At 71.9% G+C, this 25,359-nt stretch carries 25 protein-coding genes and 1 tRNA gene; 15 read left to right on the top strand and 11 right to left on the bottom strand.

Translation table 11 applies throughout. The annotated features are described in order from the left end of the window. Positions 1 to 19 precede the first annotated feature (19 nt). Genes Vau01_RS31520 through Vau01_RS31540 form a run of 5 tightly spaced genes read left to right on the top strand, consistent with a single transcriptional unit; the run spans position 20 to position 4,182 of the window. Entirely contained in the window at positions 20 to 706 is a 687-nt protein-coding gene (locus tag Vau01_RS31520; RefSeq protein WP_204000126.1) for a DUF4129 domain-containing protein, read from the top strand. Then, complete coding sequence (locus tag Vau01_RS31525) at positions 703 to 1,302, top strand: hypothetical protein (protein ID WP_204000129.1); 600 nt, start codon at positions 703 to 705, stop codon at positions 1,300 to 1,302. Before Vau01_RS31520 ends, Vau01_RS31525 begins: the two co-directional genes overlap by 4 nt. Then, the gene (locus Vau01_RS31530) at positions 1,299 to 2,279 is read left to right on the top strand and encodes an AAA family ATPase (protein ID WP_204000132.1); all 981 of its coding nucleotides are present in this window, start codon (positions 1,299 to 1,301) and stop codon (positions 2,277 to 2,279) included. Before Vau01_RS31525 ends, Vau01_RS31530 begins: the two co-directional genes overlap by 4 nt. Continuing rightward, a complete protein-coding gene (locus Vau01_RS31535) occupies positions 2,276 to 3,598 on the top strand; it encodes a DUF58 domain-containing protein (RefSeq protein ID WP_204000135.1) in 1,323 nt (440 codons plus the stop codon). The genes Vau01_RS31530 and Vau01_RS31535 overlap by 4 nt, the downstream gene beginning before the upstream one ends. After that, on the top strand, positions 3,595 to 4,182 hold the full coding sequence (locus Vau01_RS31540) for a hypothetical protein (protein ID WP_204000138.1): 588 nt from the start codon (positions 3,595 to 3,597) through the stop codon (positions 4,180 to 4,182). The genes Vau01_RS31535 and Vau01_RS31540 overlap by 4 nt, the downstream gene beginning before the upstream one ends. A gap of 6 nt (positions 4,183 to 4,188) precedes the next feature. On the opposite strand, the gene Vau01_RS31545 is transcribed toward Vau01_RS31540, so the two are convergent. Further along, positions 4,189 to 5,931: a VWA domain-containing protein gene (locus tag Vau01_RS31545; protein WP_204000141.1), complete on the bottom strand. Its 1,743-nt coding sequence runs from the start codon at positions 5,929 to 5,931 to the stop codon at positions 4,189 to 4,191. 106 nt (positions 5,932 to 6,037) lie between these two features. Here Vau01_RS31545 and Vau01_RS31550 point away from each other — a divergent pair, with 106 nt between their 5' ends. Continuing rightward, positions 6,038 to 7,396 carry an NAD(P)/FAD-dependent oxidoreductase gene (locus Vau01_RS31550; RefSeq protein WP_204000145.1) on the top strand — a complete coding sequence of 453 codons (1,359 nt, stop codon included), beginning with the start codon at positions 6,038 to 6,040 and terminating at the stop codon, positions 7,394 to 7,396. Here the strand turns inward: Vau01_RS31550 and Vau01_RS31555 are convergent. Next, entirely contained in the window at positions 7,393 to 9,303 is a 1,911-nt protein-coding gene (locus Vau01_RS31555; protein ID WP_239151997.1) for a DUF6311 domain-containing protein, read from the bottom strand. The two genes, Vau01_RS31550 and Vau01_RS31555, sit on opposite strands and share 4 nt — an antisense overlap. A 95-nt stretch (positions 9,304 to 9,398) precedes the next feature. Here Vau01_RS31555 and Vau01_RS31560 point away from each other — a divergent pair. The 4 genes from Vau01_RS31560 (at position 9,399) to Vau01_RS31575 (ending at position 11,471) form a co-directional block, all read left to right on the top strand. Further along, positions 9,399 to 9,479 (top strand) — tRNA-Leu (locus tag Vau01_RS31560). 66 nt (positions 9,480 to 9,545) lie between these two features. Beyond that, positions 9,546 to 10,412: a Bax inhibitor-1/YccA family protein gene (locus tag Vau01_RS31565; RefSeq protein WP_204000148.1), complete on the top strand. Its 867-nt coding sequence runs from the start codon at positions 9,546 to 9,548 to the stop codon at positions 10,410 to 10,412. Further along, positions 10,409 to 10,732: a hypothetical protein gene (locus Vau01_RS31570; RefSeq protein WP_204000151.1), complete on the top strand. Its 324-nt coding sequence runs from the start codon at positions 10,409 to 10,411 to the stop codon at positions 10,730 to 10,732. Before Vau01_RS31565 ends, Vau01_RS31570 begins: the two co-directional genes overlap by 4 nt. A 1-nt stretch (position 10,733) precedes the next feature. Then, positions 10,734 to 11,471, top strand: coding sequence for an SDR family NAD(P)-dependent oxidoreductase (locus Vau01_RS31575; protein WP_239151998.1), 738 nt, complete (start codon positions 10,734 to 10,736; stop codon positions 11,469 to 11,471). Here the strand turns inward: Vau01_RS31575 and Vau01_RS31580 are convergent. Then, complete coding sequence (locus Vau01_RS31580) at positions 11,468 to 12,838, bottom strand: cystathionine beta-synthase (RefSeq protein ID WP_204000154.1); 1,371 nt, start codon at positions 12,836 to 12,838, stop codon at positions 11,468 to 11,470. The two genes, Vau01_RS31575 and Vau01_RS31580, sit on opposite strands and share 4 nt — an antisense overlap. A gap of 19 nt (positions 12,839 to 12,857) precedes the next feature. Then, on the bottom strand, positions 12,858 to 13,226 hold the full coding sequence (locus Vau01_RS31585; RefSeq protein WP_204000157.1) for a YkvA family protein: 369 nt from the start codon (positions 13,224 to 13,226) through the stop codon (positions 12,858 to 12,860). A gap of 154 nt (positions 13,227 to 13,380) precedes the next feature. Between Vau01_RS31585 and Vau01_RS31590 the strand changes: the two genes are divergently transcribed. From Vau01_RS31590 to Vau01_RS31600, 3 genes are read left to right on the top strand one after another with little or no spacing between them, the layout of a single operon-like run. Then, on the top strand, positions 13,381 to 14,397 hold the full coding sequence (locus tag Vau01_RS31590; protein ID WP_373320335.1) for an SGNH/GDSL hydrolase family protein: 1,017 nt from the start codon (positions 13,381 to 13,383) through the stop codon (positions 14,395 to 14,397). Between the two features lie 21 nt (positions 14,398 to 14,418). Further along, positions 14,419 to 15,234: an SGNH/GDSL hydrolase family protein gene (locus Vau01_RS31595; RefSeq protein ID WP_204000162.1), complete on the top strand. Its 816-nt coding sequence runs from the start codon at positions 14,419 to 14,421 to the stop codon at positions 15,232 to 15,234. 33 nt (positions 15,235 to 15,267) lie between these two features. Continuing rightward, complete coding sequence (locus Vau01_RS31600) at positions 15,268 to 16,512, top strand: acetyl-CoA C-acetyltransferase (RefSeq protein WP_204000165.1); 1,245 nt, start codon at positions 15,268 to 15,270, stop codon at positions 16,510 to 16,512. Here Vau01_RS31600 and Vau01_RS31605 read toward each other — a convergent pair. After that, positions 16,509 to 17,480, bottom strand: coding sequence for a S1C family serine protease (locus Vau01_RS31605; RefSeq protein ID WP_204000167.1), 972 nt, complete (start codon positions 17,478 to 17,480; stop codon positions 16,509 to 16,511). The two genes, Vau01_RS31600 and Vau01_RS31605, sit on opposite strands and share 4 nt — an antisense overlap. A 38-nt stretch (positions 17,481 to 17,518) precedes the next feature. After that, positions 17,519 to 17,965 (bottom strand): MarR family winged helix-turn-helix transcriptional regulator, encoded by a 447-nt coding sequence (locus Vau01_RS31610; RefSeq protein ID WP_204000170.1) that lies wholly within the window; start codon positions 17,963 to 17,965, stop codon positions 17,519 to 17,521. A gap of 48 nt (positions 17,966 to 18,013) precedes the next feature. Here Vau01_RS31610 and Vau01_RS31615 point away from each other — a divergent pair, with 48 nt between their 5' ends. Continuing rightward, positions 18,014 to 18,385, top strand: a complete 372-nt coding sequence (locus tag Vau01_RS31615; protein WP_204000172.1) for a cupin domain-containing protein — start codon at positions 18,014 to 18,016, stop codon at positions 18,383 to 18,385. 7 nt (positions 18,386 to 18,392) lie between these two features. Here the strand turns inward: Vau01_RS31615 and Vau01_RS31620 are convergent, their stop codons facing one another. Then, entirely contained in the window at positions 18,393 to 20,117 is a 1,725-nt protein-coding gene (locus Vau01_RS31620; protein ID WP_204000174.1) for an aminotransferase class V-fold PLP-dependent enzyme, read from the bottom strand. Positions 20,118 to 20,520: 403 nt separating this feature from the next. On the opposite strand from Vau01_RS31620, the gene Vau01_RS31625 reads away from it, so the two are divergent. Then, the gene (locus Vau01_RS31625; RefSeq protein ID WP_204000176.1) at positions 20,521 to 21,897 is read left to right on the top strand and encodes an SMI1/KNR4 family protein; all 1,377 of its coding nucleotides are present in this window, start codon (positions 20,521 to 20,523) and stop codon (positions 21,895 to 21,897) included. Here the strand turns inward: Vau01_RS31625 and Vau01_RS31630 are convergent. The 4 genes from Vau01_RS31630 to Vau01_RS31645 form a co-directional block, all read right to left on the bottom strand. Further along, complete coding sequence (locus Vau01_RS31630; protein WP_204000178.1) at positions 21,894 to 22,424, bottom strand: type II toxin-antitoxin system RelE family toxin; 531 nt, start codon at positions 22,422 to 22,424, stop codon at positions 21,894 to 21,896. The two genes, Vau01_RS31625 and Vau01_RS31630, sit on opposite strands and share 4 nt — an antisense overlap. A 3-nt stretch (positions 22,425 to 22,427) precedes the next feature. Further along, positions 22,428 to 22,736 (bottom strand): type II toxin-antitoxin system prevent-host-death family antitoxin, encoded by a 309-nt coding sequence (locus Vau01_RS31635; RefSeq protein ID WP_204000180.1) that lies wholly within the window; start codon positions 22,734 to 22,736, stop codon positions 22,428 to 22,430. A gap of 64 nt (positions 22,737 to 22,800) precedes the next feature. Then, a complete protein-coding gene (locus tag Vau01_RS31640) occupies positions 22,801 to 24,213 on the bottom strand; it encodes an amidase (RefSeq protein ID WP_204000182.1) in 1,413 nt (470 codons plus the stop codon). Between the two features lie 10 nt (positions 24,214 to 24,223). Then, positions 24,224 to 25,351, bottom strand: coding sequence for a cystathionine gamma-synthase (locus tag Vau01_RS31645; protein ID WP_204000184.1), 1,128 nt, complete (start codon positions 25,349 to 25,351; stop codon positions 24,224 to 24,226). Positions 25,352 to 25,359: the final 8 nt, after the last annotated feature.

Below are 25,359 nucleotides of genomic sequence, written 5' to 3' on the forward strand. Positions count from 1 at the left end.
GTGAGGAGGAACGCGTACGGTGGTGCGCCGGTGGCTGCCATTGCTCGCCGTCGCGGCACTGCTCGCGGCGGCGTTCGCGGCTGCGGCATTGTCTGAGCCGCAGTTCAACGTTCGTCCGCCGTCGTCCTCGGAAGAGGAACTGGTCCCCGATCCGAGCGGCAGCATCACGGTGACGGTGGTGCCGGAGGAGTCGGCCCCGCCGGCGAAGAAGTCCGGGTTCGTGCTCCCCGCCTGGGTCGAAACGGTGCTCGGCGTGCTCTGCGCCGTGGTCGTGCTGCTGATCGCCGGCGTGCTGATCTTCTTCGCGCTGCGCGACTCGGTGCAGGCCCGCGGGCGGCCGATCGAGATCGACAAGGACGCGCCCAAGCCGGCCAGCCATGCCGCCGAGGTGGCCGCCGCGCTCGACGCCGGCCTCGACGAGCTCGGCCGGAGCGGATCCGACCCGCGCAGCGTGGTGATCAGCTGCTGGGTCCGGCTGGAGGAGGCCGCCGCCTCGGCCGGCACCCCGCGGCACCCGTCCGACGCACCGTCCGACCTGGTCCTGCGGCTGCTCGCCGGTCACCAGATCAGCCGGCCGGTGCTCGACCGGCTGGCCGCCGTCTACCTGGCCGCCCGCTACAGCTTCGGCGACGTCGACGAGTCGATGCGGTCGGCCGCCGTGTCGGCGCTCCAGCGGCTGCGGGCCGAACTGGACGTGACCGTGTGAGTCCGCGGGAGAAGAAGACCCCCGAGCAGGTGACGCTGCACGAACTGCTCACCTACAGCGACGTGCGGACCGAGATGCCGGAGCCGACCCGCCGCTGGTGGCTCGCCGACCTGGTCATCTCCGCGGTCGTCGCCACCGGCGCGTACGTCGTGATCCGGGTCATGGGCTTCGAGACGCCGCTGCCCGTCCTCTTCGCGATCGTGCTCACGGTGCTGCTGCTCCGGCGCGCGATGAAGGCCGTCCCCGCGGCACCGCCACCCCCCGCGACCCGCAGCGACCTGTGGGGGGTGACCGACGACGGCGCCGATCGGAGCCCGCCCGCCGACGGCGTGGTGCGGGCGGTGCAGCGGTGGGAGTCGCGGTTCGGATGGACGGAGCGCGATCCGTCCCGGTACAAGTCGGCGGTGCAGCCGCGGCTCTACGAACTGGTGGACGAGCGGCTACGGCAGCGGCACGGCATCACCATGCGGAGCGATGCGGACCGGGCCCGCGCGCTGATAGGAGAACAACTGTGGACGTTCCTGCACGCGCGGGTGGCGCGCACGCCCAACGCTCGCGAGATGGCGGCCGTCGTCGACGAAATGGAGAAGATATGACCGCGGCGTTGTCCCCCGTCGACGCAGGACAGCTCGGCCAGCGGGTGCTCGACGAGGTGTCGACGGTGCTCGTCGGCAAGCGCGGCGCGCTGGAGATGGTGCTCGCCGGCATCCTCGCCGGCGGCAACGTGCTGCTGGAGGACATGCCCGGTCTCGGCAAGACCCTCGCCGCCCGCTCGTTCGCGCAGGCCCTCGGCATCGGGTTCCGCCGGCTGCAGTTCACGCCCGACCTGCTGCCCGCCGACGTCACCGGGTCGTTCCTCTACGACCAGCGCAACCACGACTTCGTCTTCCGGGCCGGGCCGGTCTTCACCAACCTGCTGCTCGCCGACGAGATCAACCGCACGCCGCCGAAGACGCAGGCCGCGCTGCTCGAGGCGATGCAGGAGAAGCAGGTCTCGGTCGAGGGGACGACGTACCGGCTGGAGCCGCCGTTCCACGTGCTCGCCACCGCGAACCCGATCGAGTACGAGGGCACGTACCCGTTGCCGGAGGCGCAGCTCGACCGGTTCCTGCTCCGCGTGTCGTTCGGGTACCCGACGGCCGAGGAGGAGTGGGAGGTGCTGCGCCGGCGGATGGGGCGGCGCCGGGAGGAGTCCGAGGTGGCGGCCGTCGTCGACGCGCCGACGTTGCTCGCCATGCAGGCGGCGATGGAGGACGTGCAGGTGGAGAGCTCGGTGGGCGGCTACATCGTGTCGCTGACCGCGGCCACCCGCGTCCATCCGCACGTGCTCGTCGGGGCGTCGCCGCGCGGGTCGCTCGCGTTGCTGCTGCTGTCGCGGGCGTGGGCGGCTTTGTCCGGACGCGCGTACGTGGTGCCCGAGGACGTCAAGGCCGTCGCCGTTCCGGCGCTGGCGCACCGGATCACGCTGCGGCCGGAGCTGTGGTTGCGGCGGGTGGAGCCGGGCAGCGTCGTGGCGGATGTTCTGGAGCGGACGCCCGTGCCCGCGAGCGGCGCGTTGCCGCGTCACTCATGACGTCGGACGACGACCTCGTCGGCGGAATCTGGCAACCGACGCGGGCGCTGGGCCGGGCGCTGCTGCTCACCGGGATCCTGCTCCTGGTCGCCATCATCCTGGGCCGGTTCGACCTGGTGGTGGTGGTCGCGCCGGTCGCGCTCGGTGCGGGGGTCGCGCTGATCCGGCGACCGTCGCAGCCGCCGGCGACGCAGATCACGGTCGCCGACTCGGTGGTCGTCGAGGGCTCGCCGATCGACGTGCGGCTCGGCGCCGTGAACCCCGATCGCACCGCCTACGACCTGATGCTCATCCGGGTCCGCACGCCGCAATGGGTGACGCTGAAGCACGGCGACCGGCCGTACGTCGCGGGCACCAGCCCGCGGTCGGTGGTCGACGTCGACCTGACCGGGCACGTCCGGCGGTGGGGGCGGCACCGGCTGGGCCCGGTGACCGCGCACGGCGTCGCCTGCGACGGCATGCTGATGAGCACCGCCGCCGTCACCGAACCGCTGATGCTGGCCGTGTACCCGCAGGTCGAGCCGTTCATGGCGGCCGAGGCGATGCCCCGGGCGGCCGGGCTGGTCGGGGGGCACCGGTCGCGCCGGCCGGGCGAAGGCGGCGAGCTGGCCGGCGTGCGGCCGTTCGCACCGGGCGACCGGCTGCGCCGCATCGACTGGCGGGTGTCGCTGCGCGCCCGGCAACTGCACGTGGCGGCGACCCTCAGCGACCGCGACGCCGAGGTGCTGCTGCTCCTCGACGTGCTGCACGAGGCGGGACGCTCGGGCGGCCACGGCGGCGCGGCGTCGGTGCTCGACACCACGGTGCGGGCCGCGGCCGCGATCGCCGAGCACTACCTGACCCGCGGCGACCGCGTGGCGCTGCTCGAGTACGGCTTCCGCTCGCGGTGGCTGCGCCCGGCCAGCGGCCGCCGCCAGTACCTGACGGCGTTGCAATGGCTGCTCGACGTCTCGCCCACGGACTCCCCGTACGAACCCAGCGCCGGCGCGTTCGGCACCAGCCTGATCCCGTCGCACGCGCTGGTGATCGTGCTCAGCCCGCTGCTCGACCAGCGCACCGTCGGCATGCTGGCCCGGCTGGCCCGCGGTGGGCGGGTGGCCATCGCCGTCGACACGTTGAGCAGCACCGACGTGCGGCTGCCCAGCTCGTCGTGGATGCCGGTGGCCCAGCACATCTGGCGGCTGGAGCGGGAGAACCTGATCGGCCAACTGCGCGAGCACGGCGTCCCGGTGGTCGCCTGGGCCGGCGCCGGCAGCCTCGACGCGGTGCTGCGCGACGTGTCCCGCCTCGCGACCGTCCCCCGCGTGGGGTTGCGGTGAGCGGTACGGGCGGTCTCTTCGTTCGGGGGTTCCAGGACCGGATCGCCCGGACCCGGCGCATCTTCGCCCGCGCCACCGCGTGGCCGTTCGGCGTGCGGCTGGTGGTGTTCGCGGCCGCGATGATCGCGCAGGGCTTCGCCTATCCGCCGCAGGCCATGCTGGGTCCGCCGGTGCTGCTGATCGCCGGGCTGGGTGTGCTGCCGGCGCTGTGGCCCAGGTCGACGTGGGTCACCGTGTTCTGGCTGATCACCGTCACCGGCTGGATCGCCGCCACGATGCTGTACGACTCGCAGGTGACGCTGCCGCGGTTGATCGGGCTGTCGGTGGCGCTGTACGTGGTCCACTCGGGGTCGGCGCTGGCCGCCGTGCTGCCGTACGACGCCGTGGTCGACCGGGTGGTGATCCTGCGCTGGTTGATGCGGGCGACGCTGGTGATCATCGTGTCGGTCGGGCTGTCGGTGGGCGGCCTGTACGTGGTCAGCTCCTGGCCGGCCAAGTACTACCTGGCCGCGACGATCCTCGGCCTGCTCCCGGTGATCGGCGTCGTCTGGCTGATCGCTTTCGTCGCCAGACGACGCCCGTAGCGCCCCTCAGGGGAGGAGGCCGGCCTGCCTCGCGAGGCCGAGCCAGCTCGGGTACTCCGCCATCATCAGGTCGAACAACTGCTCGTCGGGGACGTTGGCCGGGTCGGTGACGGCGAAGAAGTTCGCGTTGTCGATGAAGCGGCCCGGCAGGTTGTCGAGGTTCTCCAGGAACGTGAAGTCGCTCTGGAGCAGCCGCTTGAAGAAGCCCTTCTTCTTCGTCTTGTCGGCGTCGATGGCCTGCGGCGAGTCGCCGATCGCCATGAACTGCCAGAAAATCGGCTCGAACGCGCTGTACTTGAGCTGCTCGATGGTCACCGACTCGTCGAACGTCGCGCCGTCGGTGACGAACATGACGTACACCGGCTGCTGGTCACGAACGGGCTGGTTACGGGGGCCGGAATGCTGCCAGTAGTTGGCCCGGATCGCCTGCATGGCCTTGCCGTAGTAGGTGCCACCCTCGAGCGGGTGCTGTTGCAGCACCCCGCCCAGGAACGCCTGGAAGTTGTTCATCCGCAGCTCGCCCACTTCATGCGCCTCCGCGCCGAAGAGGAACACGTCGACGGCCTCGTTGTCGTCGAACCGCAGCCCGAGCGCGAGCACCCGCTCCACCAGCGCCTGGATCTTCCCGGACCGGTACAGCCCGCCCATCGACGCGGAGATGTCGAGGCACAGCGCCACCCGCGCGGTGTGATCGGACAGCCCGCGCTTCTGCAGGCTCACCGCCGCCTGCTTGGTGAGGTTGAGCAGTTGCGGCGCCTGCTGCGCCGCCCGCTTCTCCATGTCGACCAATTTGCGCTGTTTCGCGAGGTTCACCGGGCCACCCGCGGCTGCCGGCTGGGCACCCGGTTGCGGTGCCTGCGGCGCCGGGACGCCCGGAGCGCCGCCGGGCGGTGCCTGGTACGGCCCGGCGGGCGGTGCCTGGTACGGCGCCTGCGGTGCCTGGTACGGCCCGGCCGGCGGCGCTTGATAGGGGCCGGTCGGCGGCGCCTGGTAAGGACCGGTCGGCGGAGCCTGTGGCGCCTGGTACGGCCCGCTGGGCGGGGCCGGCGGCGCCTGATACGGCGCGGCCGGCGGAGCCTGCGGGGTCGGCGGCGCCTGGAACGGCGCGGCCGGCGGAGCCTGCGGCGGCGCTGCCGGCGGCGCGGCAGGCCGAGATGCTGCCGGAGGCGCGGCAGGCCGAGATGCCGGCGGGGGCGCGGCGGGCCGAGACGCAGCCGGGGGCGCCGGGGCCGGGTCGTCCACCGACACGCCGAAGTCGGTCGCGAACCCCTTCAGCCCGGACGCGTAGCCCTGGCCGACCGCGCGGAGCTTCCACGAGTCGCCCCGCTTGTAGACCTCGCCGAAGAGGTAAGCGGTCTCGGTGGTGGCATCGGTGATGTCGAACCGGGCGAGTTCCGCACCCGACGCGGCGTCGAGCACGCGCAGGTGCAGGCCGGGCGCCTTGCCGAAGGTGCCGCCGTCGGCGGAGGCGCCGATGATCACGCGTTCGACGCCGGCGGGCAGCCTCGACACGTCGATGCCGATGGTGTCGGCACCGGCCTGCTTGCCCTCGTGCCGGACAGCGCCGCTCGGGTGCGTCGGCTGGTTGAAGAAGATGAAGTCGGCATCGTCGCGGACCTTGCGGTCCGGGCCGAGCAACAGGGCGGACGCGTCGACGTCCGGTGCGCCGCCGGCGGCGCTCCAGCCGATGACGGCGCGCACGGCAGTGGCGGTGAGCGGCATGTTCTGGCCCTTGGAGAGCGTCGTCATAAGGCCAAACTTAGCAACGTGACGGGCGTCGCACCGGGTGAGACGGCGGTGACAATATTGTGCCCTGCCGGAAAGTCAAGCACCCAGGGGCAGGACGATTACCAGCGTGACTGCACAACGCATCCTCGTCGTCGGAGCCGGACACGTCGGCCTGTACGCCGCGCTTCGGCTCACCAAGAAGCTGAAGCTACGAGAGGCTGAGGTCACGGTTGTCGACCCCCAGCCGCACATGACGTACCAACCGTTCCTGCCGGAGGCCGCTGCGGGCAACATCTCCCCGCGGCACGCCGTGGTGCCGCTGCGCCGTGAACTGCAGAAGGCGCACGTGCTGGCCGGCGAGGTCACCCGGGTCGACCACGAGCGCAAGGTCGCCACGGTCAAGCCGATCATCGGCCCGGCCCGCGAGGTCTCCTACGACCACATCATCGCGGCGCCCGGCAGCGTCTCCCGCACCCTGCCGATCCCCGGCCTGCGCGAGCACGCCGTCGGGTTCAAGACCATCGGCGAGGCCATCTTCCTGCGCAACCACGTCATGGAGCGGCTCGACGTGGCCGCGGCGACGAACGACCCGGCGACGCGCAAGCGGGCGTTGACGTTCGTGTTCGTCGGCGGTGGCTACGCGGGCATCGAGGCCCTGGCCGAGATGGAGGACATGGCGCACGACGCGCTCAAGTACTACCCGGAACTCCAGCACAGCGACATGCATTGGGTGCTGGTCGAGGCGACGAAGCGCGTCCTGCCCGAGGTCGACCCCGACATGGGCGCCTACACCGTGCAGGTGCTGCTGCGCCGCGACATGGACATCCGGCTCGACACCCGGCTCGAGTCGTGCGTCGGCGGCGTCGTGAAGCTCAGCGACGGCGACGAGTTCCCCGCCGACACGATCGTCTGGACCGCCGGTGTGAAGCCCAGCCCGATGCTGGCCAACACCGACCTGCCCCGCGACGAGCGCGGCCGGGTCCGCTGCAACGCCAGGCTGCAGGTGGTGAACGAGGACGGGTCGATCGTCGAGGGCGCCTGGAGCGCCGGCGACTGCGCCAGCGTGCCCGACCTCGCCTCGGACCGGCCCGGCGCGCTGTGCTCGCCCAGCGCCCAGCACGCGGTGCGCCAGGCCGCGCGGTTGGCCGACAACATCGCGGCGGTCATCCGCGGGCAGGAGCCGAGGGAGTACAAGCACAAGCACGTCGGCTCGGTGGCGAGCCTCGGCCTGCACAAGGGCGTCGCGCAGGTGTACGGCATCAAGCTGAAGGGCCTGCCGGCCTGGTTCATGCACCGCACCTACCACATGAGCCGGATCCCCAGCCTGAACCGCAAGATCCGCGTGGTCGTCGACTGGACGCTGGCGCTGTTCCTGCGGCGTGAGGTGGTGTCGCTCGGCGAGCTGCACCGGCCGCGCGAGCCGTTCACGGTGGTGACGCCGTTCGTGCGTCCCAAGCAGGACGACGACCGCCAGAAGGCCGCCTAACCCAGTTTCCACACGTCGACGTCGGCGACCCGCTGCGGCGGGGAACCGAGCAGCCGTTCGACGGTCTCCCGCAGCGGCGCGTCGTTCCGCTGCGGGGCGAGCACGAAGCAGCGGGCGCGCCACAGCCGGGCGTCCGCGCGCGCGTCGGCCCGCTGCGCGTCGGTGATGGCCGGCACCTGCCCGGTGTCGGCCACCTGCGCGAGCAGCAGTGACGTCGGCCGGGGGAAGGCTCCGAGCGACGCGCGGCCGCCCTCGCCGTACGGGCCGATGAAGGACCCTTCGGGGAGGGCGAATCCCGCGTCGGCCGCCGCGGCCCAGCGCATGCTTTCGGGCCGCCTGGGCTCGGGCAAGGGGACGGGCACCAGCACGCCGCCGTCGCCCGCGCAGCCGCGCCACAGCCCGCTCGTGAAGTAACGCGGCACCGCCGGCCGCTCCTCGGTCGGCAGCGGTGTCGGCGCGACCGGCGCGAGGGCCGCGAGCACCGCGACGGGGACGATCACCCGGGCCCAGGTGGAGAGCGCCAGCGCGGTGTCGATCGCGATCGCGATGAGCACCGCGAACAGCGGACCGGCGGCGAGCGCGAACCGTCCGGGCAGCGCCGCCGACACGCCGGGAAGGCCGTCGACGAGCGCGAACGGCAACGGGACGCCGGTCTGTTCGCCGTCGACCGTGAGCGCCGGCCCGAGCGCCAGCACCACCATCGCGGCCGCCGCGGCGGCGCAGGCGACCGCCACCGGCCGTCGCCACAGCCACAGCGTGATCCCGGCGACGGCGAGCAGCAGCGGGATGCCGAAGAACCCGTTGTACTCGGCCGGGTCGGTCGACAGGCTGGCGGCGGCGCGGTCACCGCCGAGGGCGAGCGGGGAGATCGTGGTGACGCTGGCCGCGTCGAGGCTGAACGTGTACGAGGAGAACGGGCCGCCGGTGACGTGCTGCGGCCCGGCGAACTGCAGCCACAGCGGGTAGGCGAGCAGGACCGCCGCCACCCCGCCGGCGATGCCGAGCCCCCGGCCCAGAGCGCCCACCCGCCGCCTGGCCTCCGGCCAGGCGGCTGCCCCGTAGGCGGCGCAGAACAGGAGCAGTGCGATCGCGGTGATCATCAGCACCTCGGGGCCGAGGTGGTACTGCAGCGTCACGAGGAAACCGAGCAGGGCGGCGGTGAGGGTCCGGTGTCTCCGGTCCGGGTCGCTCAACCGGAGGACGCACCACACCAGGGCCGGCACCAGCCACTGCGCGGTGATGTGCGGATGCCCGTTGGCCTGCGACATCATCCCCGGTCCGAACCCGGCGAGCAGGCCGCCGACGGCCGCCGCGAACCGGTGCGTGCCCACCGTGCGGGCGAGCAGCAGGTACCAGGCGGCCGCGGTGGCGGCCAGGTTCAGGCCGATGGCCAGGGCGAAGCTCACCGGCGCGCCGAACGCCAGCGTCACCGGCCCGAGCAGCAGGCCGAGCAGGATCACCGAGGCGTTGGCGAGCAGGTTCACCCCGTCGGGTGCGTTGAGGCGGTCGGTGACGAGGCTGAAGTCGCCGGCGTAGACGCGCGCGTCGTAGGCCAGGAACCACTCGCTGAGCACCTGGTCGTTGCCGCCGAGGGCGAGCTGGCGGGTGTGCGGGTCGGGCCACAGGCCGATCGTCAGCAGCGCCGCCACCAGCGCGAACCCGCCGCAGACGGCGAGGTCGAGCCACCCCCGGCGCGGTGCCGGCGGCTCCGGCGGCGGTTCGGCCTCCGCGCGGCGCGGTGTGCGGGCGTTGATGACCCGTGACGGTCGGTCGGCACCGATCAGGCCGACGATGCGGATTGCGGTGCTGTCGGTGCTGCCCTCTTCGCTGCGTTGCCGCGGTGGTACGGCCGTGACCTGGGTATCGTCGTCCGGCCGACCATCGCCGGTCGGCGCAGCGCTCCTCACACTGAGGGACCATACTGCCGTCCGGTCGGCCGAGCCCTGCCGTTCAGCACACCCGTTACGGTGATATGGGTCCACGACCTGGACGCCCAACGCCCGCCCGGGTGGTGGAACGGCAGACACGGCCGCCTTAAAAGCGGCTGCCGAAAGGCATGCGGGTTCGAGTCCCGCCCCGGGCACAGCGCGCTCCCAGCCAGCCGGGATACCCTCTACGCATTATCTGAGCTCCATATAGGAGGCGGAACGTGCGTAGTTCCAATCCCGTGCTCACTCGCCTCGGCTCTGCCGCCGGGCAGGGCCGTACGGGTTATGCCCAACCGGGTTATGCGCCGCCCGGGCAGAACCCCTTCCAGCAGCAACCGCCACAGTCCGGCGGCTACCAGCAACCGCCACAGTACGGCGGCGGATACCAGGCGCCACCGTTCGGCGGCGAGCGGGTCATGTCGCTCGACGACGTGGTGGTGCGCACGGTCATGCTGCTGGTCGTCACCGGCATCTTCGGCGCGGCGGCCTGGGCCCTACTGCCGGAGACCGGTGGTGTGGCCACGCTGGCGCTGATCGGCTCGTGCCTGGCCGGCCTGGTGCTCGGCCTGGTGATCGCGTTCAAGCGCATCACCAATCCGCCGCTGATCATCGCCTACGCGGCGCTACAGGGCGTGCTGCTGGGCGTCGTCAGCGAGTTCTTCGAGCAGCGGTACCCGGGCATCGTCATGCAGGCGGTCGCGGCGACGTTCGCGGTGTTCTTCGTGATGGCGGCGCTGTACAAGTTCCGGGTGCTACGGGCGACACCGAGGTTCGCGAAGTTCGTGCTCGGCGCGTTGCTCGCGTTCGTCGCGCTCAGCCTGATCAACCTCCTCGCGTACGCGTTCGGCTTCGACATGGGCCTGGTCGACACCGGCACCGACGAGGTGAACCCGATCGCGTTCCTGTTCGCCGGCGCGGGCATCGTCATCGGCGCGCTCACGTTCATCCTCGACTTCGCGGAGATCGAGGAGGGCGTGCGGCAGGGCATCCCGGAGAAGTTCGCCTGGTACTCGGCGTTCGGGCTGCTCGTCGGCCTGATCTTCCTGTACTGGCAGATCCTGCGGATGCTGAGCTACCTGCGCAGATGACCGCCGACGAGTTGGCGACCGAAACGCGCCGGCTCGTCGACCGGGTATCGACCTGGACGCCGCCCCGCTGGGCGGCGTCCAGTGCGTCCGGGACCGGAACCCGAGCCGACCGTTTCCACGCCCTGGTACAGGAGTTGGCCGATCAGGCCGCCGACGCGGAGGACCAGCCCCGCCGCGCGGTGCCGCGGCTGTCGCCCGACACCGCCCTCCCCGATCAGCTGAAGGTCGTCGTGGCGGACCTGATCGCCGCCGCCCGCGACGACGAGGCCCGCCTGGCGGTGGCGACCAAGCGCGTCCTGACGACGAAGCGGGCTTTGTAAGGTGTTCGGGCTCAGCGGGCGCACGGCGGTCGTGACCGGCGGCAACTCCGGCATCGGGCGGGTCATGGCGGCGGCCCTGCGGGAGGCGGGAGCGGCCGTCGTCCTGATGGCCCGGGACCGGGAGCGCCTCGAAGCGACCGCCGCGGAGTTGGGCGCTCACGCGGTCACCTGTGATCTTTCCGATCGTGCGGACCTGGCGCGGGCCGCGGACGCCGCGGCGCGACTGGCCGGCGAACCCGACATCCTCGTGAACGCGGCCGGCATCAACCCGCGCCCGCACATGAACGACCTCACCGCGGCCGTGTGGGACGACGTGCTGGAGGTCAACGTCACCGCGCCGTTCCTGCTCGGTCAGCGGTTCGGCCCCGGCATGGCCGACCGTGGCTGGGGGCGGATCATCAACGTCGTGTCGCAGCAGGCGCTGCGGGCGTACGGGAACAGCGGTGCGTACGGGGTGAGCAAGGGCGGCCTCGCCTCGCTGACCCGCTCGCAGGCCGAGGCGTGGTCGCCGCACGGGGTGTGCTGCAACGCGGTGGCGCCGGGCGTGGTCGAGACGCCGATGACGGCGGCGATCTTCCGCGACCCCGAGCGGGCGGCCGCGGCCGCCGCGCGCACGATGATCGGGCGCAACGGCAGGCCGGAGGACTTCGCCGGCATCGCCGTGTTCCTGGCCGGCGACGGGTCGGCGGCCATCACCGGCCAGGTGATCTGCGTCGACGGCGGCTTCTCAGCCCATTAGGCGTCGAGGTGGGCCAGCAGGTCCTGCCTCGTGAGCACGCCGGCGGGCTTGCCGTCGACCAGCACCAGCGCGGCGTCGGAGCTCTCCAGCAGCTTGACCGCCTCGGCCACGGGCTGGCCGCCGCCGATCATCGGCAACGGGGGTCCCATGTGCTTCTCGATGCTGTCGTGCAGGTGCGCCCGCCCGCCGAACAGCGCGTCGAGCAGGTCCTTCGCCGCGATCGAGCCGGCCACCTCGCCGGTGACCACCGGTGGCTCGGCCTTGAGCACCGGCATCTGGGAGACGCTGTACTCGCGCATGTAGTCGATGGCGTCGCGCACGGTCTCGTTCGGGTGGGCGTGCACCAGGTCGGGCATGCCGGCGCCCTTGCCGGCGAGGACGTCGCCGACGGTCGCCTCGGTGTCGGAGCCGGTGGCGAGGAAGCCGTACCGGGCCATCCAGTCGTCGTTGAAGATCTTGGACAGGTAGCCGCGGCCACCGTCGGGCAGCAGGACGACCACGACGGCGTCCGGACCGGCCTCGGCCGCGACCTTCAGCGCGGCCACCACCGCCATGCCGCAGGATCCGCCGACCAGGAGCCCCTCCTCGCGGGCCAGCCGCCGGGTGAGCGCGAACGACTCCTTGTCGGAGACCTCCACGATGTCGTCGGTGATCGTGCGGTCGTAGGTGGTCGGCCAGAAGTCCTCGCCGACGCCCTCGACCAGGTACGGGCGGCCGGTGCCGCCGGAGTAGACCGAGCCCTCCGGGTCGGCGCCGATGATCTTCACCGCGCCGTTCGACACCTCCTTGAGGTACTTGCCGACGCCCGAGATCGTGCCGCCGGTGCCGACGCCGGCCACGAAGTGGGTGACCTTCCCGGCGGTCTGCTCCCAGATCTCCGGCCCGGTGGTCTCGTAGTGCGAGATCGGGTTGTTGATGTTGGAGTACTGGTCGGGCTTCCAGGCCAGCGGGATCTCCCGGGCCAGCCGGTCGGAGACCGAGTAGTACGAGCGCGGGTCCTTCGGGTCGACGGCTGTCGGACATTCGACAACCTCGGCGCCGTACGCGCGCAGCACGTTCTGCTTGTCTTCGCTGACCTTGTCGGGGCAGACGAACACGCAGCGGTAGCCCTTGAGCTGGGCGACCAGGGCCAGCCCGACACCGGTGTTACCGCTGGTGGGCTCGACGATCGTGCCGCCGGGCCGGAGCAGGCCGGTCTTCTCGGCGTCTTCGACCATCCGCAACGCGATGCGGTCCTTGACGCTCCCGCCGGGATTGAAATACTCGATCTTGGCCAGGACGGTCGCCTCGATGCCGGCGCTGACGTTGCGCAGGCGCACGAGGGGCGTGTGACCGATCAGCTCGACAACGTTGTCGTAGTAGCGCACCCGGCCATTATGCGGGCAGCTACCCCACCACGTGGCCGGGCACCGCTTCCTGGCGCTTCTCCCACTCGAGGAACCGCTCGGTCTCGCTGAGCAGGGCGCCGGCGAACCAGGCCGCCACGGCCGCGTCGTCGACCAGCCCGATGAACAACAGGATGCCCTCCGGTACGAAGTCGATCGGCGACACGATGTACGCCGCCGAGACCAGCATCATCGTCATCCGGGACTTGCCGTCGTACCTGCCGCGAAGCGTGGCACCGATCATCCGGGGGATCGCGCCGAGCCGGCGGGCCAGGCCGGGCGTGTCGGACCGGAACGTGCGGACAAGGGCGGTCCAGGCCGTGCGCCGCCGAAGCTGGGTCGCCGCCCGGTTGGTGCTGTACGTGGCCATCGTGCATCCCGCCCTTCACATGGGTGCCTTCCATGGTGCATTACCCGCGCTCGTGGCGTACGCAACAGGCGCAGTGGGGAACTTGGTTGAGCAAGATGGATGACAAAGCAGGTAGTGAACGTTCGTTAACCTCGGGACCATCGGTTGATCGGGGGTGGCTATGGCTGACGAGACCATTACGCAGAGTCGCCTGAGGAACTTGGCGACGGCCGCCGCGTACGGAAGTGCCGGCGTCACGGCGCTCGGAATGCTGGCCACGGGCGTGGTGATCGGGCAGGCGTTGATCGCCCGCCGGGCTTTTCCGATCGCCGAGCACCCCCCGCCGCGCTGTGACGGACGGTACGGCTTCGAACACCCGGGGACACCGGTGCGGCTGGCGGTGCTCGGTGACTCGTCGGCGGCCGGGTACGGCGTCGACGCTCCGCGCAAGACGCTCGGCGCCCTGCTCGCCGCGGGGCTGGCCGAGCAGCTCAAGCGGCCGGTCGACCTGCACTGCGTCGCCGTGGTCGGGGCCCAGTCGCGGCACCTCGCGCCGCAGATCGAACGGCTCATCGACGACGACCCGCCCGACCTCGCGGTGATCCTCATCGGCGGCAACGACGTGACGCACCGGACCAATGTGCCCGACGCCGTCCGCGCCCTCGGTGACGCGGTGCGCGCGCTGCGCGTGATGGACGCCGACGTGGTCGTGGGTACCTGCCCCGACATGGGAGCGATCGCGCCGATCCAGCCGCCGCTGAAGTGGCTGGCCCACCGCTGGAGCCGCCAGCTCGCCGCGCTGCAGACGGTCGCCGTGGTCGAGGCGGGCGGGCGCACGGTGTCGCTGGGCGACCTGCTCGGGCCGAGCTTCGCCGCCGACCCCGAACGGATGTTCGCCTGGGACCGGTTCCACCCGTCGGCCGACGGCTACGCGGCCGCTGCGGCGGTGCTGCTGCCGTCGATGGTCTCCGCGCTGGCCGAACCGGCCGGGCCGCGGCCCGCCGAGCCCGACGGCGCCGGCGTGCGCAACCTGTACGCGGCCGCCGCGAAGGCCGCCGAGCAGACCGGTACGGAAGTGGCGCCCGCCACTGTGGCCGGCCGGGAGCGTGGACCGAACGGCCGGTGGGCACACCTACGTCGGCGGGCTTGGCGATCGGTAGGACGCCCTACTGATCCGGCGCACGTACCCTAGGGGCCTGGGAGGTCTTCAGTCATGGCCGAGGGCAGGGCCGGTAACAGGGCCGACGGTAGGGCGATCCGGCAGTTGTCGCGGGCGGCTGCGGTAACCGCGCTGGCCGGCGCGATCGGCGGCATGGCGCTCCTGGCGGCGGAGACGTTGGCGGCCCGCACCCGCCGGTACGCCAGCCCCGACATGCAACTTGCGATCCGGTCCACCGTCGGTCCGGCGAAGGCGCCCACGTTGCGGCTCGTGCTGCTCGGCGACTCCACGGCCCTCGGCGTCGGCGTCGACCAGGTTGCCGACACCGTCGGTGGCCAGTTGGCGGCGCTGCTCGCCGAGGGGCCGGGCGGCCGCCGGGTCGAACTGTCGAGCGTGGCGGTGGCCGGCTCGCACTCGTCCGACCTGAACATCCAGGTGGCGCGGGCGCTGGTCGGCCTGCGTCCCGACGTCGCCGTGATCCTGATCGGCACCAACGACGCGGTGCGCCTGGCCCGGCCGACCGAATCGGCCGACCAGCTCGCCGCCGCCGTGCGCCGGCTGCGCGACGCGGGGGCCGCGGTGGTCGTCGGCACCTGCCCCGACCTGGGCGGTACCCGCGCGTTCGCCCAGCCGCTGCGGCAACTGCTCGGCTGGCACGGCCGCCGGCTCGGCCGGGCCCAGGTGGAGGCGGTCCGGGCGGCCGGCGGGGTGCCGGTCGACCTGGCCGAGCGCACCGGGCCGGTGTTCCGGGCCGACGCCGGAACGCTCTGCCACGACGGCTTCCACCCGTCGGCCGACGGCTACCGGGTGTGGGCCCACGCACTACTGCCCGCGGTGGTTGCCGCGGTGGGTGGTCTTCGTCACCCCTGAGTGGGGCCGCTTAACGGGCGTTAAGATGCGGGCATGCCGGAAGCCGTCATCGTTGCCACCGCCCGTTCGCCCATCGGGCGCGCGTTCAAGGGTTCCCTGCGCGAACTGCGTCCCGACGATCTTGCCGCCACGATCGTCCGGACCGCCCTCGACAAGGTCCCCCAGCTCGACCCCAAGGACATCGAGGACCTGTACCTCGGGTGCGGCCTGCCCGGCGGCGAGCAGGGGTTCAACATGGGCCGGGTGGTCGCCACCCTGCTCGGGTACGACCATCTGCCGGCCGCCACGCTGAGCCGCTACTGCGCCTCGTCGCTGCAGACCACCCGGATGGCGTTCCACGCCATCAAGGCCGGCGAGGGTGACGTGTTCATCTCCGCCGGCGTCGAGGTGGTGTCCCGGTTCGCCCGCGGCAACTCCGACGGCCTGCCCGCCGAGGCGCAGGCGCTGGTCGGCGGCTCGTGGGAGAACGCGAAGTTCGACGACGCGAAGGCCCGCACCGCCAAGCGCGCCGAGGGTGGCGCCGAGCCGTGGCAGGACCCGCGCGAGTCGGATCAGATCCCCGACATCTACATCGCGATGGGCCAGACCGCCGAGAACCTCGCGGAGATCAAGGGCGTCACCCGGGCCGACATGGACGAGTTCGGCGTCCGGTCGCAGAACCTCGCCGAGGAGGCGATCAAGAACGGGTTCTGGGAGCGGGAGATCACGCCGGTCACCACGCCGTCGGGCGCCGTGGTGGCGACCGACGACGGCCCCCGGCCCGGCATCACGCTGGAGGGCACGGCGGGGCTCAAGCCGGTGTTCCGTCCCGACGGCCGGATCACCGCCGGCAACTGCTGCCCGTTGAACGACGGCGCGGCCGCGGTCGTGGTCATGAGCGACACGAAGGCGCGCGAGCTGGGGCTGACCCCGCTGGCCCGGATCGTGTCGACGGGCGTCACCGCGCTGTCGCCGGAGATCATGGGCCTCGGCCCGGTGGAGGCGTCGAAGCAGGCGCTGGCCCGCGCCGGCATGACCATCGGCGACATCGACCTGGTCGAGATCAACGAGGCGTTCGCCGCCCAGGTCATCCCGTCCTACCGCGACCTCGACATCCCGATCGAGAAGCTGAACGTCAACGGCGGCGCGATCGCCGTCGGGCATCCGTTCGGCATGTCGGGCGCCCGCATCACCGGCACGCTGATCAACTCGCTCCAGTGGCACGACAAGCAGTTCGGGCTGGAGACGATGTGCGTCGGTGGCGGCCAGGGCATGGCCATGATCATCGAGCGGCTCTAGTTGTCGAGGGGCGTCGGCACGGCGATCACGTCGACCAGCGCCCCTCTCCGCAGCGCCGTGATGGGCAGCCGCGTGCCGATCGAGCTACCCAGCATCAGCCGCTGCACGTCCTGAACGCCCTGCACCGGGCGGCCGCCGGCCGCGATCACGACGTCACCGATGAAGAGCCCGGCCTCCGCGGCCGGGCCTCCCGGCATCACCTCGACCAGTTTCAACCCGCGCCGCTGGCCGAGCTTCGTGGAGAGCGCGGCCGGCAGCGGCGCCGGCGTGCCCGCAATGCCGAGGTACGCCCGGCGGACCCGGCCGGTCGAGACCAGTTCCTGGACGATCTCCCGGGTGGTGGCGTTGATCGGCACGGCGAGGCCCAGCCCGTAGCCGGCGATGGCCGTGTTGATCCCGACGACGCGGCCGGCTGAGTCGGCGAGCGCGCCACCGGAGTTGCCCGGGTTGAGGGCGGCGTCGGTCTGGATGACGTCGTCGATGAGGCGCAGGCGGCGGCCGGCGCGGACCGGGAGCGACCGGCCGAGCGCGCTCACCACGCCGGCGGTGACCGAGCCGGCGAGGCCGAGCGGGTTGCCGACCGCGATCACGAGTTGGCCGATGCGCAGGCCGTCGGCGTCGCCGAGGACGGCCGGGCCGGCGCAGGCGGCCGGATCGTGCAGGCGCAGCACGGCGAGATCGGCGAGCGGGTCGCTGCCGACGACGTCGAAGCGGGTCTCCTCGCCCGAGGTGAACTCGGCGAGGCCGCTGTTGGCGCCCTCGACGACGTGGGCGGAGGTCAGGGTCAGGCCGGCTGGCAGCGGCTGACTTGTCGCCGAGGGAGGCGACAGGGTGAAGACGACGGCGGAACCGCCCCCGTCGCCGCGCGGCGACTGCACGGTGAGGCTGGCCACGCTGGGCAGCAGGGTGGCCGCGACGGTGGTCACGGCGCGGGAGTAGGCGTCCAGAGCGTCGACATCAGGCTCCATGAGCGGGGTAACGCTCGTCGCGCGGAGCGCATGCCGGGTTACGCCGTGGGCGAAGTGCTGATGATGCTCTGCAGCGCGCCCTTGAGCGAGGCGAGCTCGGGGTCCTTGAGCAGCACCGCGTAGTCGGCTTCGAGTTCGGCGATGACCGCGGCCGCCTCGGTGCGGATCGACTGGCCGTGCTCGGTCATCGTGACCACGACGGCGCGCTGGTCGTCGGGGTGGGTGGCGGTGGCGAGGTAGCCGAGCGCCTCGAGCTCGCGCACCAGCCGGCCCATCATCTGGCGGGTCATCCCGGCCCGGTTGGCGAGGTCGGTGATCCGGGTGCCGTCGTCGCCTTCCGTGTTCAGGCCAGCGAACACCGGGATGTGCCCGGTACGCAGCCCGGGATGGCCCCGTTGCTGCAGGCGTTCGATGTAGGTCGACTGCACCGCGCGGACGGCGCGGAGCAGTAGTCGCGCGATGTGGACATCGGTCACGAGCGCCATAAGAAACCTCGTTTACAAAATACGAACCTACGTTTAGTATCGTCCTCTATGAAAACTATTCTGCGGGCGGCCGATGCGCCGCGATTCGAGATCCCCGGTGTCACGTTCATCGGGATGGCGTCGCCCAGCCGGGGGACGGAGCAGGTGTGCACCTGGAAGATCGTCGTCGATGCCAACCACCAATCGGGGGCGGCGCACACGCTCGATCGGGACGAGGTCTTCATGGTCCTGTCGGGCTCGATCGGCGTCGCGGGAGAGGTGCTCGGGCCCGGTGACGTCCTGGTGGTGCCGGCCGGCGACAACATCGACGTCTCCAACCCCGGCGACGTTCCGGCCGAGGCGATGGTCGCCATCCCGGCGGGTTTCACGGCGACGATGGCCGACGGCACACCCTTCGGTACGCCGCCCTGGGCCAAATAGTTCCGATTTATGTCGATCTTGGGGCCTGCCGGAGGCACTCGGGCGGCAGGTCGAACCAGCGGAGTTCCTCGAAGGTCGAGGAGACCGTGGCCGTGGTCGCGCCGGGGGCGCTGGGCGGGCCGGCCCGCTCCGGGTCGGGCGGCTTCAGGCCGGTGACGACGTCGTGGGCGGCGCTCAGGTAACCGGCTAGCGCGTCTTCGCCGGCGCGCTCGTGCTCGGCGGCCCGGCCCGGCCAGTGCAGTTCGCCGTCGGGGGTGTACCCGAGGTCGGCGAGCCGCAGCGGGGGTTCGACCAGCCCGTTCCGGTGTCGCCAGAGGCCGTTCTGCAGCTCGAAGCGGTACTCGGGCAGCAACGCCCAGCCGTGCGTCGCGACGAACAGCACCGCGTCGACGATGTACCGCGCCACGGCGTCGGAAATGAAGTAGTTGAAGCTGACCCGCACCCAGCCGGGCTTGATCCCCTCGCAACCGTCGAGGATCTCCCGCTCGAACCGGTGTGACCGCTCGATGTCGATGCCGAGCAACCGGTGCCCGTACGGGCCCGCGCACGAACACCCGCCGCGCGACTGGATGCCGAACAGGTCGTTCAGCAGCGCCACCACGAAGTTGTGGTGCAGGTACTTCCCGCCCGGTCGTCTGATGACGAACGAGAGGATCGACAGCCGCTCGGCGTCGAGGTTGCCGAGGATCTCGATGTTCGGGTGGGCCGTCCACGCGTCGATGGCCGCGCGCAGGAACCGCTGCTCGTGCGCCTTGATCACGTCGACGCCGACGGCGCCCTTCAACTGGAACACCAGGCCGGCGCGGATCGACTCGACGATCGCCGGCGTGCCGCCCTCCTCGCGGTGGGCGGGGTCGCTGATGTAGTGGTGCTCGGCGGCGTTCACGTAGTCGACCGTGCCGCCGCCGGGCACCGTCGGCACCCGGTTGCGCAGCAGTTCCCGGCGGACCACCAGCACGCCCGGGGTGCTGGGGCCGCCGACGAACTTGTGCGGCGAGATGAACAGCGCGTCCTTGTGGCCGTCGGACATGTCGATCGTGACGTAGGGGGCCGCGGCCGCGTAGTCCCAGAACGACAGCGCGTTGTTGCGGTGCAGGAGGTCGACGACCGCGCGGGCGTCGGTGACGATGCCGGTGACGTTCGACGCGGCCGAGAACGAGCCGATCTTGAGTTCCCGGTCGCGGTACTCGTGCAGCCGCACTTCGAGGACGCCGAGGTCGATGTGGCCGTCGATGTCCTCGGGGATCACCACGACGTCGGCGATCGACTCGCGCCAGGCCAACTCGTTGGAGTGATGCTCGAACGGGCCGATGAACACGACCGGACGTTCGTTCTCCGGGATGTGCCGGTCGAGCTTGTAGCGCTCGTCGAGCGCCGCCGGGATGCGCAGCCCCAGGATGTGCACCATCTTGTCGATCGCGCCGGTCGAGCCCGCCCCGGTGAAGATGACGACGGTCTCGTCGTCGCCGCCCACGGCGTCCCGGATGATTTTTCTCGCGTCTTCCCGCAACCGCGTCGTCTGCAGGCCGGTGCCGCTCGACTCGGTGTGCGTGTTGGCGTACCGCGGCAGCACCTCGGCCCGGATGAAGCTCTCCAGGAACGACAGCGCCCGCCCGGACGCGGTGTAGTCGGCGTACGTCACTCTTCGTGGCCCGTACGGCCCCCACATGACCTGGTCGTCACCGATCACCGCCGCGCGGATGCGGCGGAGCAGGGGCGAGTCGTCGGTCATGGTCCTCATTATTCGCACGACGCCCCGGAAGTTGAACCTGCCCGTCGGTCGCACACTGTGTCCGGTGGGGGGCTGTTGCGCCGCCTACCGTTCAAATCGCAAGCGCAACCCACTACGGGCAGAAGCGTTAGAACCACCAGAAACAACTTGAAAGCCCGGTGGCCTCGGTGGTGCCCGCCAACACCACCAACCGCCACCTGCGAAAACCCGCTCGAGCACGGGACCGGCAATGCCTCCGCCGGCCCGGCGCCTCCGGCCAGGCGCCCTCCCCAGGGCCGGGCGGGTTTCCGGGCGGGCGAGGGCACGCGATGACCGGTTCCCCCGCAGAGATCGCGATCGCGTACCCTCGCCCGCCCAATAGAACTCCCCGTTACGCTGTGTCGCAGCCGAGCGGGGAGTTTCGATGTCTTGGGATGGAACGCGGCCGTGGGTGGTGGCCGCGGCCGGCGCGGACGCCTGGATAACGGTGGCCGCGGCGCTCGCCGCCAGCGCCGGTGACCGGGTGGCTGCGGTCGTCATGGGACCGGCGGAGCCCGTCCTTCTGCGTTCCCTGGCGGCGACGTTCGTCGCCGTGCCGGTCGCGTCCCGGGCCGACGACGTGGTGCGGATCGCCGAGGCGCTGCTGCCGGCGCACGACCGGGTGCTGGTGACCGCGCCGGGCGGGCTGATGGCGCCGCTGGACGGCGGGTTCACGCTGGCCGACGTCGCGTGGGCGTTGCGGGCACCGGTGGTGGTGGCGGCCGACCCCGGCGCGGCGAACGACGTCCGCTTGACGCTGGAGGTCCTGGAACGGCGGCACGTGCCGGCCGCGGTGGTGGCGATCGAGCCGACCGACGATCTGGCCGACCTGCCGGTGTCGCTGGCCGGGACGATTCCGGCCGGCGCGGCCGACCTGCCGGACTTCGCGGACCGGGCGGCGGAGTGGCTGGACCCGCTGCTCAACGAGCCCGCGGTCGCGACGCCGCCGGCCGGCCGGATCGTCACCGGAAAGCGGATCGCGATCGCGCTGCTGCTGGTCGTCGCCGTCGCGGCGCTGCAGGTGCTGTACATGATCAGCCTGTCCGCCGACGACCCGCCCGAGGTGGAGTCGCAGCCGGTGCGCGGGTACGTGGAGGTGCAGACCGCGCACGCTCTCCCGCCGCCGGCGGCGCATTCGGCGGTCCCGGCGCCGGTACCGGCCGGATGCTCGCCGACGCGGTCCGGCGTCCCCCGGACGGTGCCCGACGCCGCGACCACCGCGCGGGTGAACGCGGCCTGGAGCCGGATCGAGGCCGTGCTCGGTGCCAGGGCCCCGCTGGTCGCGGCGTCGCTCCGTCCCGGCGCGCTGGCCGCCGACCTGGCCACGGTGGAGGGTCTGATCGGGACGCCGTTCCCGGCCGACCTCGCGGCATCGCTGCTGCGGCACAACGGCGCGGCGACGCGGACGGGCTTCGAGTTCCCGCCGTTCTTCCGCTACCTCGGGCTGGACGAGCTGTACGCCAGCTGGTCGACCACGTGCCGGGTGCTGGGCCGCACCAGCATCGGCGGGGACTGGTGGCACCGGTCCTACGTACCGTTCGCCGCGGCGATCACCGGCGGCTACCTGGTGGTGGACGCCCGTCCCGGTATGGGCGGCCGGGTCGGCGACTACTACCCGGACGCGGGCACCCGGTTCGAGAACCAGCCGCGGTCGCTCACCGACCTGCTGGAGGGGGTGGCGGCCAGCCTGGAGACCGGCACCCCGTACGCCGGCTACCGCCCGATCATCACGCCGGACGGCACCCTCGACTGGGCAAACTAGTCATTGCTTTCCGCGGCGCGCGACACGTGGGCGGTCCAGCGGTCGACCGCCTGCTTCAGATCGAGGGCGGCGACCTCCTCGCGCGGAACCCCGACGGTGTGGATCAGGCGATCGGCGAGCCAGTCGGGAACCGGCTCCCTGGCCGGCTCCGACTCGACCGGGGCGTCGCCCGCGATTCGGCCGAGACGTTCCACGACCGTGGCCAGTTGAACGAGTTCGGGTCGTGCGTCACCGGCGGATCGAATTCGGGCGGTTGTCTCCGCGTACACCTCGCCGTCGGCGCGGGCGCCTATGGCCCAGACCTCACAGATCTCGATGGCCTTGTCGTCGGCGATCCGGTAGACGATGCGCCACGTGTTCCGGCCGACGACGAGCTTCCGGAAGCCCGTGAGCTGGCCACCGAGTGGATGTCCCGCCTCGGCGTTGTCGACCAGCAGGAGGATCTTTTTCAGCACCTTCGGGACGGCGTGTGGACCGATACGTCGTAGGTCGTCGATCGCCGGCTCGGTGAAGCGGATCTCCGTCATCGTTCAGTCGTCGTCCGGCATCGCGTCGAGGGACTCACGGGTGTGGCCGAAGGCGGCCAGCACGTCATCGAGGGGAACCCGCCGGCCGTTGTCGGTCGCCGCGCGCGCGAGCACGAGCGCAAGATCACGAAGATCGGAGACGGTCTCGTCGATCTCGGCAAGTCGGCGCATGCTCACCACGGCGACAACGGGTCGTTGCCGCCGGGTCACCACGACGTCGGACCCCTCCTCCGCGTCGGACACCAGGCCCGCGACCCCCCGCTTCGCCGCGTCTGTGACGCTGACCTCGCGAGGCTCATGGAGAATCGTCATGGGAATACTGTACAGGTTTCTGTATAGGAGCGCTGTCGGTTGATCGGCCGGCCTCCCATACGCCTCAGTGGTGGGCGGTTCGCTTGCGGGGGTTCTGGGCGCCGGCCCGGGGCCAGCCGGGGGCGTGCCGGCGCCACGGGGCGGCCTGCTCCAACTGGCCGGCGACGGCCAGCAGGGTCAGTTCGCTGCCCGGGCGGCCCACCAATTGAACGGCGGCCGGCAGGCCGTCGGGGCGAACGCCGGCCGGCACGACCATCGCGGGTAGGCCGGCCAGGTTCCAGGGTGCGGCGTACGGGGCGAACCTCGCGCAGGCAGCCAGGTTGGCCTGCCACGAGCGGTTGGCCCAGTCGGCCGCCACCGGGGGTGGGCCGGCCAGCGCGGGGGTGATCAGCACGTCGTAGCGGCCGTCGTCGAGCCAGCGGACGACGCGTTCGCGCCAGGACTCGCGGTCGCCGGAGCGGACCAGGCCGCGGCGGATCGCCTGCTCGCCGACCGCGATGTGCCGGCGCGACCTCGGTTGCAGCGTGTCGAGGTCGACGCCGAGGGCGGTGGCGTCCTCGTAGACGCCGGCGAACCACGTCGCCATGCCGCGGGTCTGCAGCCAGAGGGGGTAGGACACCTCCGCGGTCACCGCGTTGTGCCCCAGACCGACCAGTTCCCGGACGGATGCGGTGACGGCGCCGCGCGCACCCGCGTCCGCTCGAATGCCGGCCGCCGGGGACCGCAACGAGACCGCGAACCGCAACCGGCCGGGCTCCTCCAGCGGGGCGGGGGTCCGCCCCGCGATCACGGCGAACCCGATCGCGGCATCGCCCACGGTGGTGGCCAGGATGCCGTTCTCGACCATGCCGTACCAACCGGCGCCGACGTCGGCCGGCACGACGCCGCTGCCCGGCTTGATACCGACCAGGCCGCAGCACGCGGCCGGGATGCGCACCGAGCCGAACCCGTCGTTGCCGTGCGCGATCGGGACCAGCCCGGCCGCGACCGCCGCCGCCGAGCCGCCGGACGAGCCGCCCGGCGTGCGGTCGGTGCGCCACGGGTTGCGGGTGATCGTGTGCCCGTCGTCGGTGAGAGCCCAGATGCCCAGTTCGGGCATGCGGCTGGTGCCGACGACGATCGCGCCCGCGCCGCGCAGCCGGCGCACCACCTCGTGGTCGGCGGTCGCCACCGGCCCGCGCACCGCCGCCGAACCGCGCCACGTGGGCACGCCGGTGACCGGCACGTTCTCCTTGACCGCGATCGGCACCCCGGCCAGCGGCAGGTTCGACAGCTCGGGCAGCTCGTCGACGATCTCCGCCTCGGTGACCGCCGCCGCCGCGCGGACCTCGCGGAACGCGCCGACGATGCGGTCGTAGTTGCGGATCTGGTCGAGGTGGTTGGCCACGACCGCGGTCGCCGAGGTGTCGCCGCGGCGCACGGCGCGGGCGATCTCGCGGGCGGTCCGGCCCACCCAGGCGTCTGGACGGTCGAGCATTCCGGTCTCCTTAACTGAGTGCCCGATCGAGGTCGGCCAGCAGATCGTCGACGGTTTCGATGCCGACCGACAAGCGGACCAGGTCGCCCGACACCTCCAGCGGCGAACCGGCCACGCTGGCGTGGGTCATCCGCCCCGGGTGCTCGATCAACGACTCGACCCCGCCCAGGCTCTCGGCCAGGATGAACAGCTCCGTGCTGTTGCAGACCCGCTCCGCGTCGTCGGTGCGGAAGCTCACCATGCCACCGAACCGGCGCATCTGTTTGGCTGCCGTCTCGTGGCCGGGGTGGTCGGACAGGCCGGGGTAGTAGACCTGCCTGACCTTCTTGTGGTGGACCAGGAAGTCCGCGATCCGCTCGGCGTTGTCGCAGTGCCGGTCCATGCGGACGCCGAGCGTCTTGATGCCGCGGGCGGTCAGCCACGCGTCGAACGGGCCGTTGACCGCGCCCATCGCGTTCTGGTGGAACCGCAGCCTCTCGGCGAGCTCGTCGTCGTCGACGATCAGGCCGCCGCCGATGACGTCGGAATGTCCGCCGAGGTACTTGGTGGTCGAGTGGACGACGATGTCGGCCCCGTGTGCCAGCGGCTGCTGCAGGTACGGGGAGGCGAACGTGTTGTCGACCACCAGGAGCGCGCCGAGGTCGCGGGCAAGCTGGGCGGCACCGCTGAGGTCGGTGATGTTGAGCAGCGGGTTGGTGGGCGTCTCGACCCAGACCATCTTGGTATTGACCTGGGCGGCATTTCTCATCGCCGCGATGTCGGGGCCCTTGGCCGGCGTGACCTGTACCCCCCACTCCTGGTGGACGCGGGCGAACAGCCGGTAGGTGCCGCCGTACGCGTCGCCCGGGATCACCACGTGGTCGCCGGGCTTGAGGAGGGCGCGGAGAATCGTGTCTTCCGCGGCGAGGCCGCTGGCGAAGGCGAGCCCGTGCCGACCGCCCTCGATCGCGGCCAGGGTCTCCTGGAGGGCGTCGCGGGTCGGGTTGGCGCTGCGGCTGTACTCGTAGCCGAGCCGCGGGGCGCCCACCGCGTCCTGCGCGTACGTGCTCGTCTGGTAGATCGGCGGGATCACCGAACCGGTCCGCGGATCGGGGTCCTGGCCCGCGTGGACGGCGAGCGTGTCGAAGCCGTGGCTCATCCGTAGAA

The sequence above is a fragment of the Virgisporangium aurantiacum genome, from assembly GCF_016863635.1.
GTDB lineage: Bacteria > Actinomycetota > Actinomycetes > Mycobacteriales > Micromonosporaceae > Virgisporangium > Virgisporangium aurantiacum.

Bases quoted from the DNA above. Each gene is read 5' to 3' on its own strand.
- Vau01_RS31610 (WP_204000170.1), bottom strand. From the start codon at position 17,965: ATGGCGCTCGTGACCGATGTCCACATCGCGCGACTACTGCTCCGCGCC.
- Vau01_RS31605 (WP_204000167.1), bottom strand. From the start codon at position 17,480: ATGGAGCCTGATGTCGACGCTCTGGACGCCTACTCCCGCGCCGTGACC.
- Vau01_RS31640 (WP_204000182.1), bottom strand. From the start codon at position 24,213: ATGCTCGACCGTCCAGACGCCTGGGTGGGCCGGACCGCCCGCGAGATC.
- Vau01_RS31635 (WP_204000180.1), bottom strand. From the start codon at position 22,736: ATGACGATTCTCCATGAGCCTCGCGAGGTCAGCGTCACAGACGCGGCG.
- Vau01_RS31600 (WP_204000165.1), top strand. From the start codon at position 15,268: ATGCCGGAAGCCGTCATCGTTGCCACCGCCCGTTCGCCCATCGGGCGC.
- Vau01_RS31545 (WP_204000141.1), bottom strand. From the start codon at position 5,931: ATGACGACGCTCTCCAAGGGCCAGAACATGCCGCTCACCGCCACTGCC.
- Vau01_RS31620 (WP_204000174.1), bottom strand. From the start codon at position 20,117: ATGACCGACGACTCGCCCCTGCTCCGCCGCATCCGCGCGGCGGTGATC.
- Vau01_RS31615 (WP_204000172.1), top strand. From the start codon at position 18,014: ATGAAAACTATTCTGCGGGCGGCCGATGCGCCGCGATTCGAGATCCCC.
- Vau01_RS31535 (WP_204000135.1), top strand. From the start codon at position 2,276: ATGACGTCGGACGACGACCTCGTCGGCGGAATCTGGCAACCGACGCGG.
- Vau01_RS31570 (WP_204000151.1), top strand. From the start codon at position 10,409: ATGACCGCCGACGAGTTGGCGACCGAAACGCGCCGGCTCGTCGACCGG.
- Vau01_RS31595 (WP_204000162.1), top strand. From the start codon at position 14,419: ATGGCCGAGGGCAGGGCCGGTAACAGGGCCGACGGTAGGGCGATCCGG.
- Vau01_RS31625 (WP_204000176.1), top strand. From the start codon at position 20,521: ATGTCTTGGGATGGAACGCGGCCGTGGGTGGTGGCCGCGGCCGGCGCG.
- Vau01_RS31645 (WP_204000184.1), bottom strand. From the start codon at position 25,351: ATGAGCCACGGCTTCGACACGCTCGCCGTCCACGCGGGCCAGGACCCC.
- Vau01_RS31585 (WP_204000157.1), bottom strand. From the start codon at position 13,226: ATGGCCACGTACAGCACCAACCGGGCGGCGACCCAGCTTCGGCGGCGC.
- Vau01_RS31630 (WP_204000178.1), bottom strand. From the start codon at position 22,424: ATGACGGAGATCCGCTTCACCGAGCCGGCGATCGACGACCTACGACGT.
- Vau01_RS31530 (WP_204000132.1), top strand. From the start codon at position 1,299: ATGACCGCGGCGTTGTCCCCCGTCGACGCAGGACAGCTCGGCCAGCGG.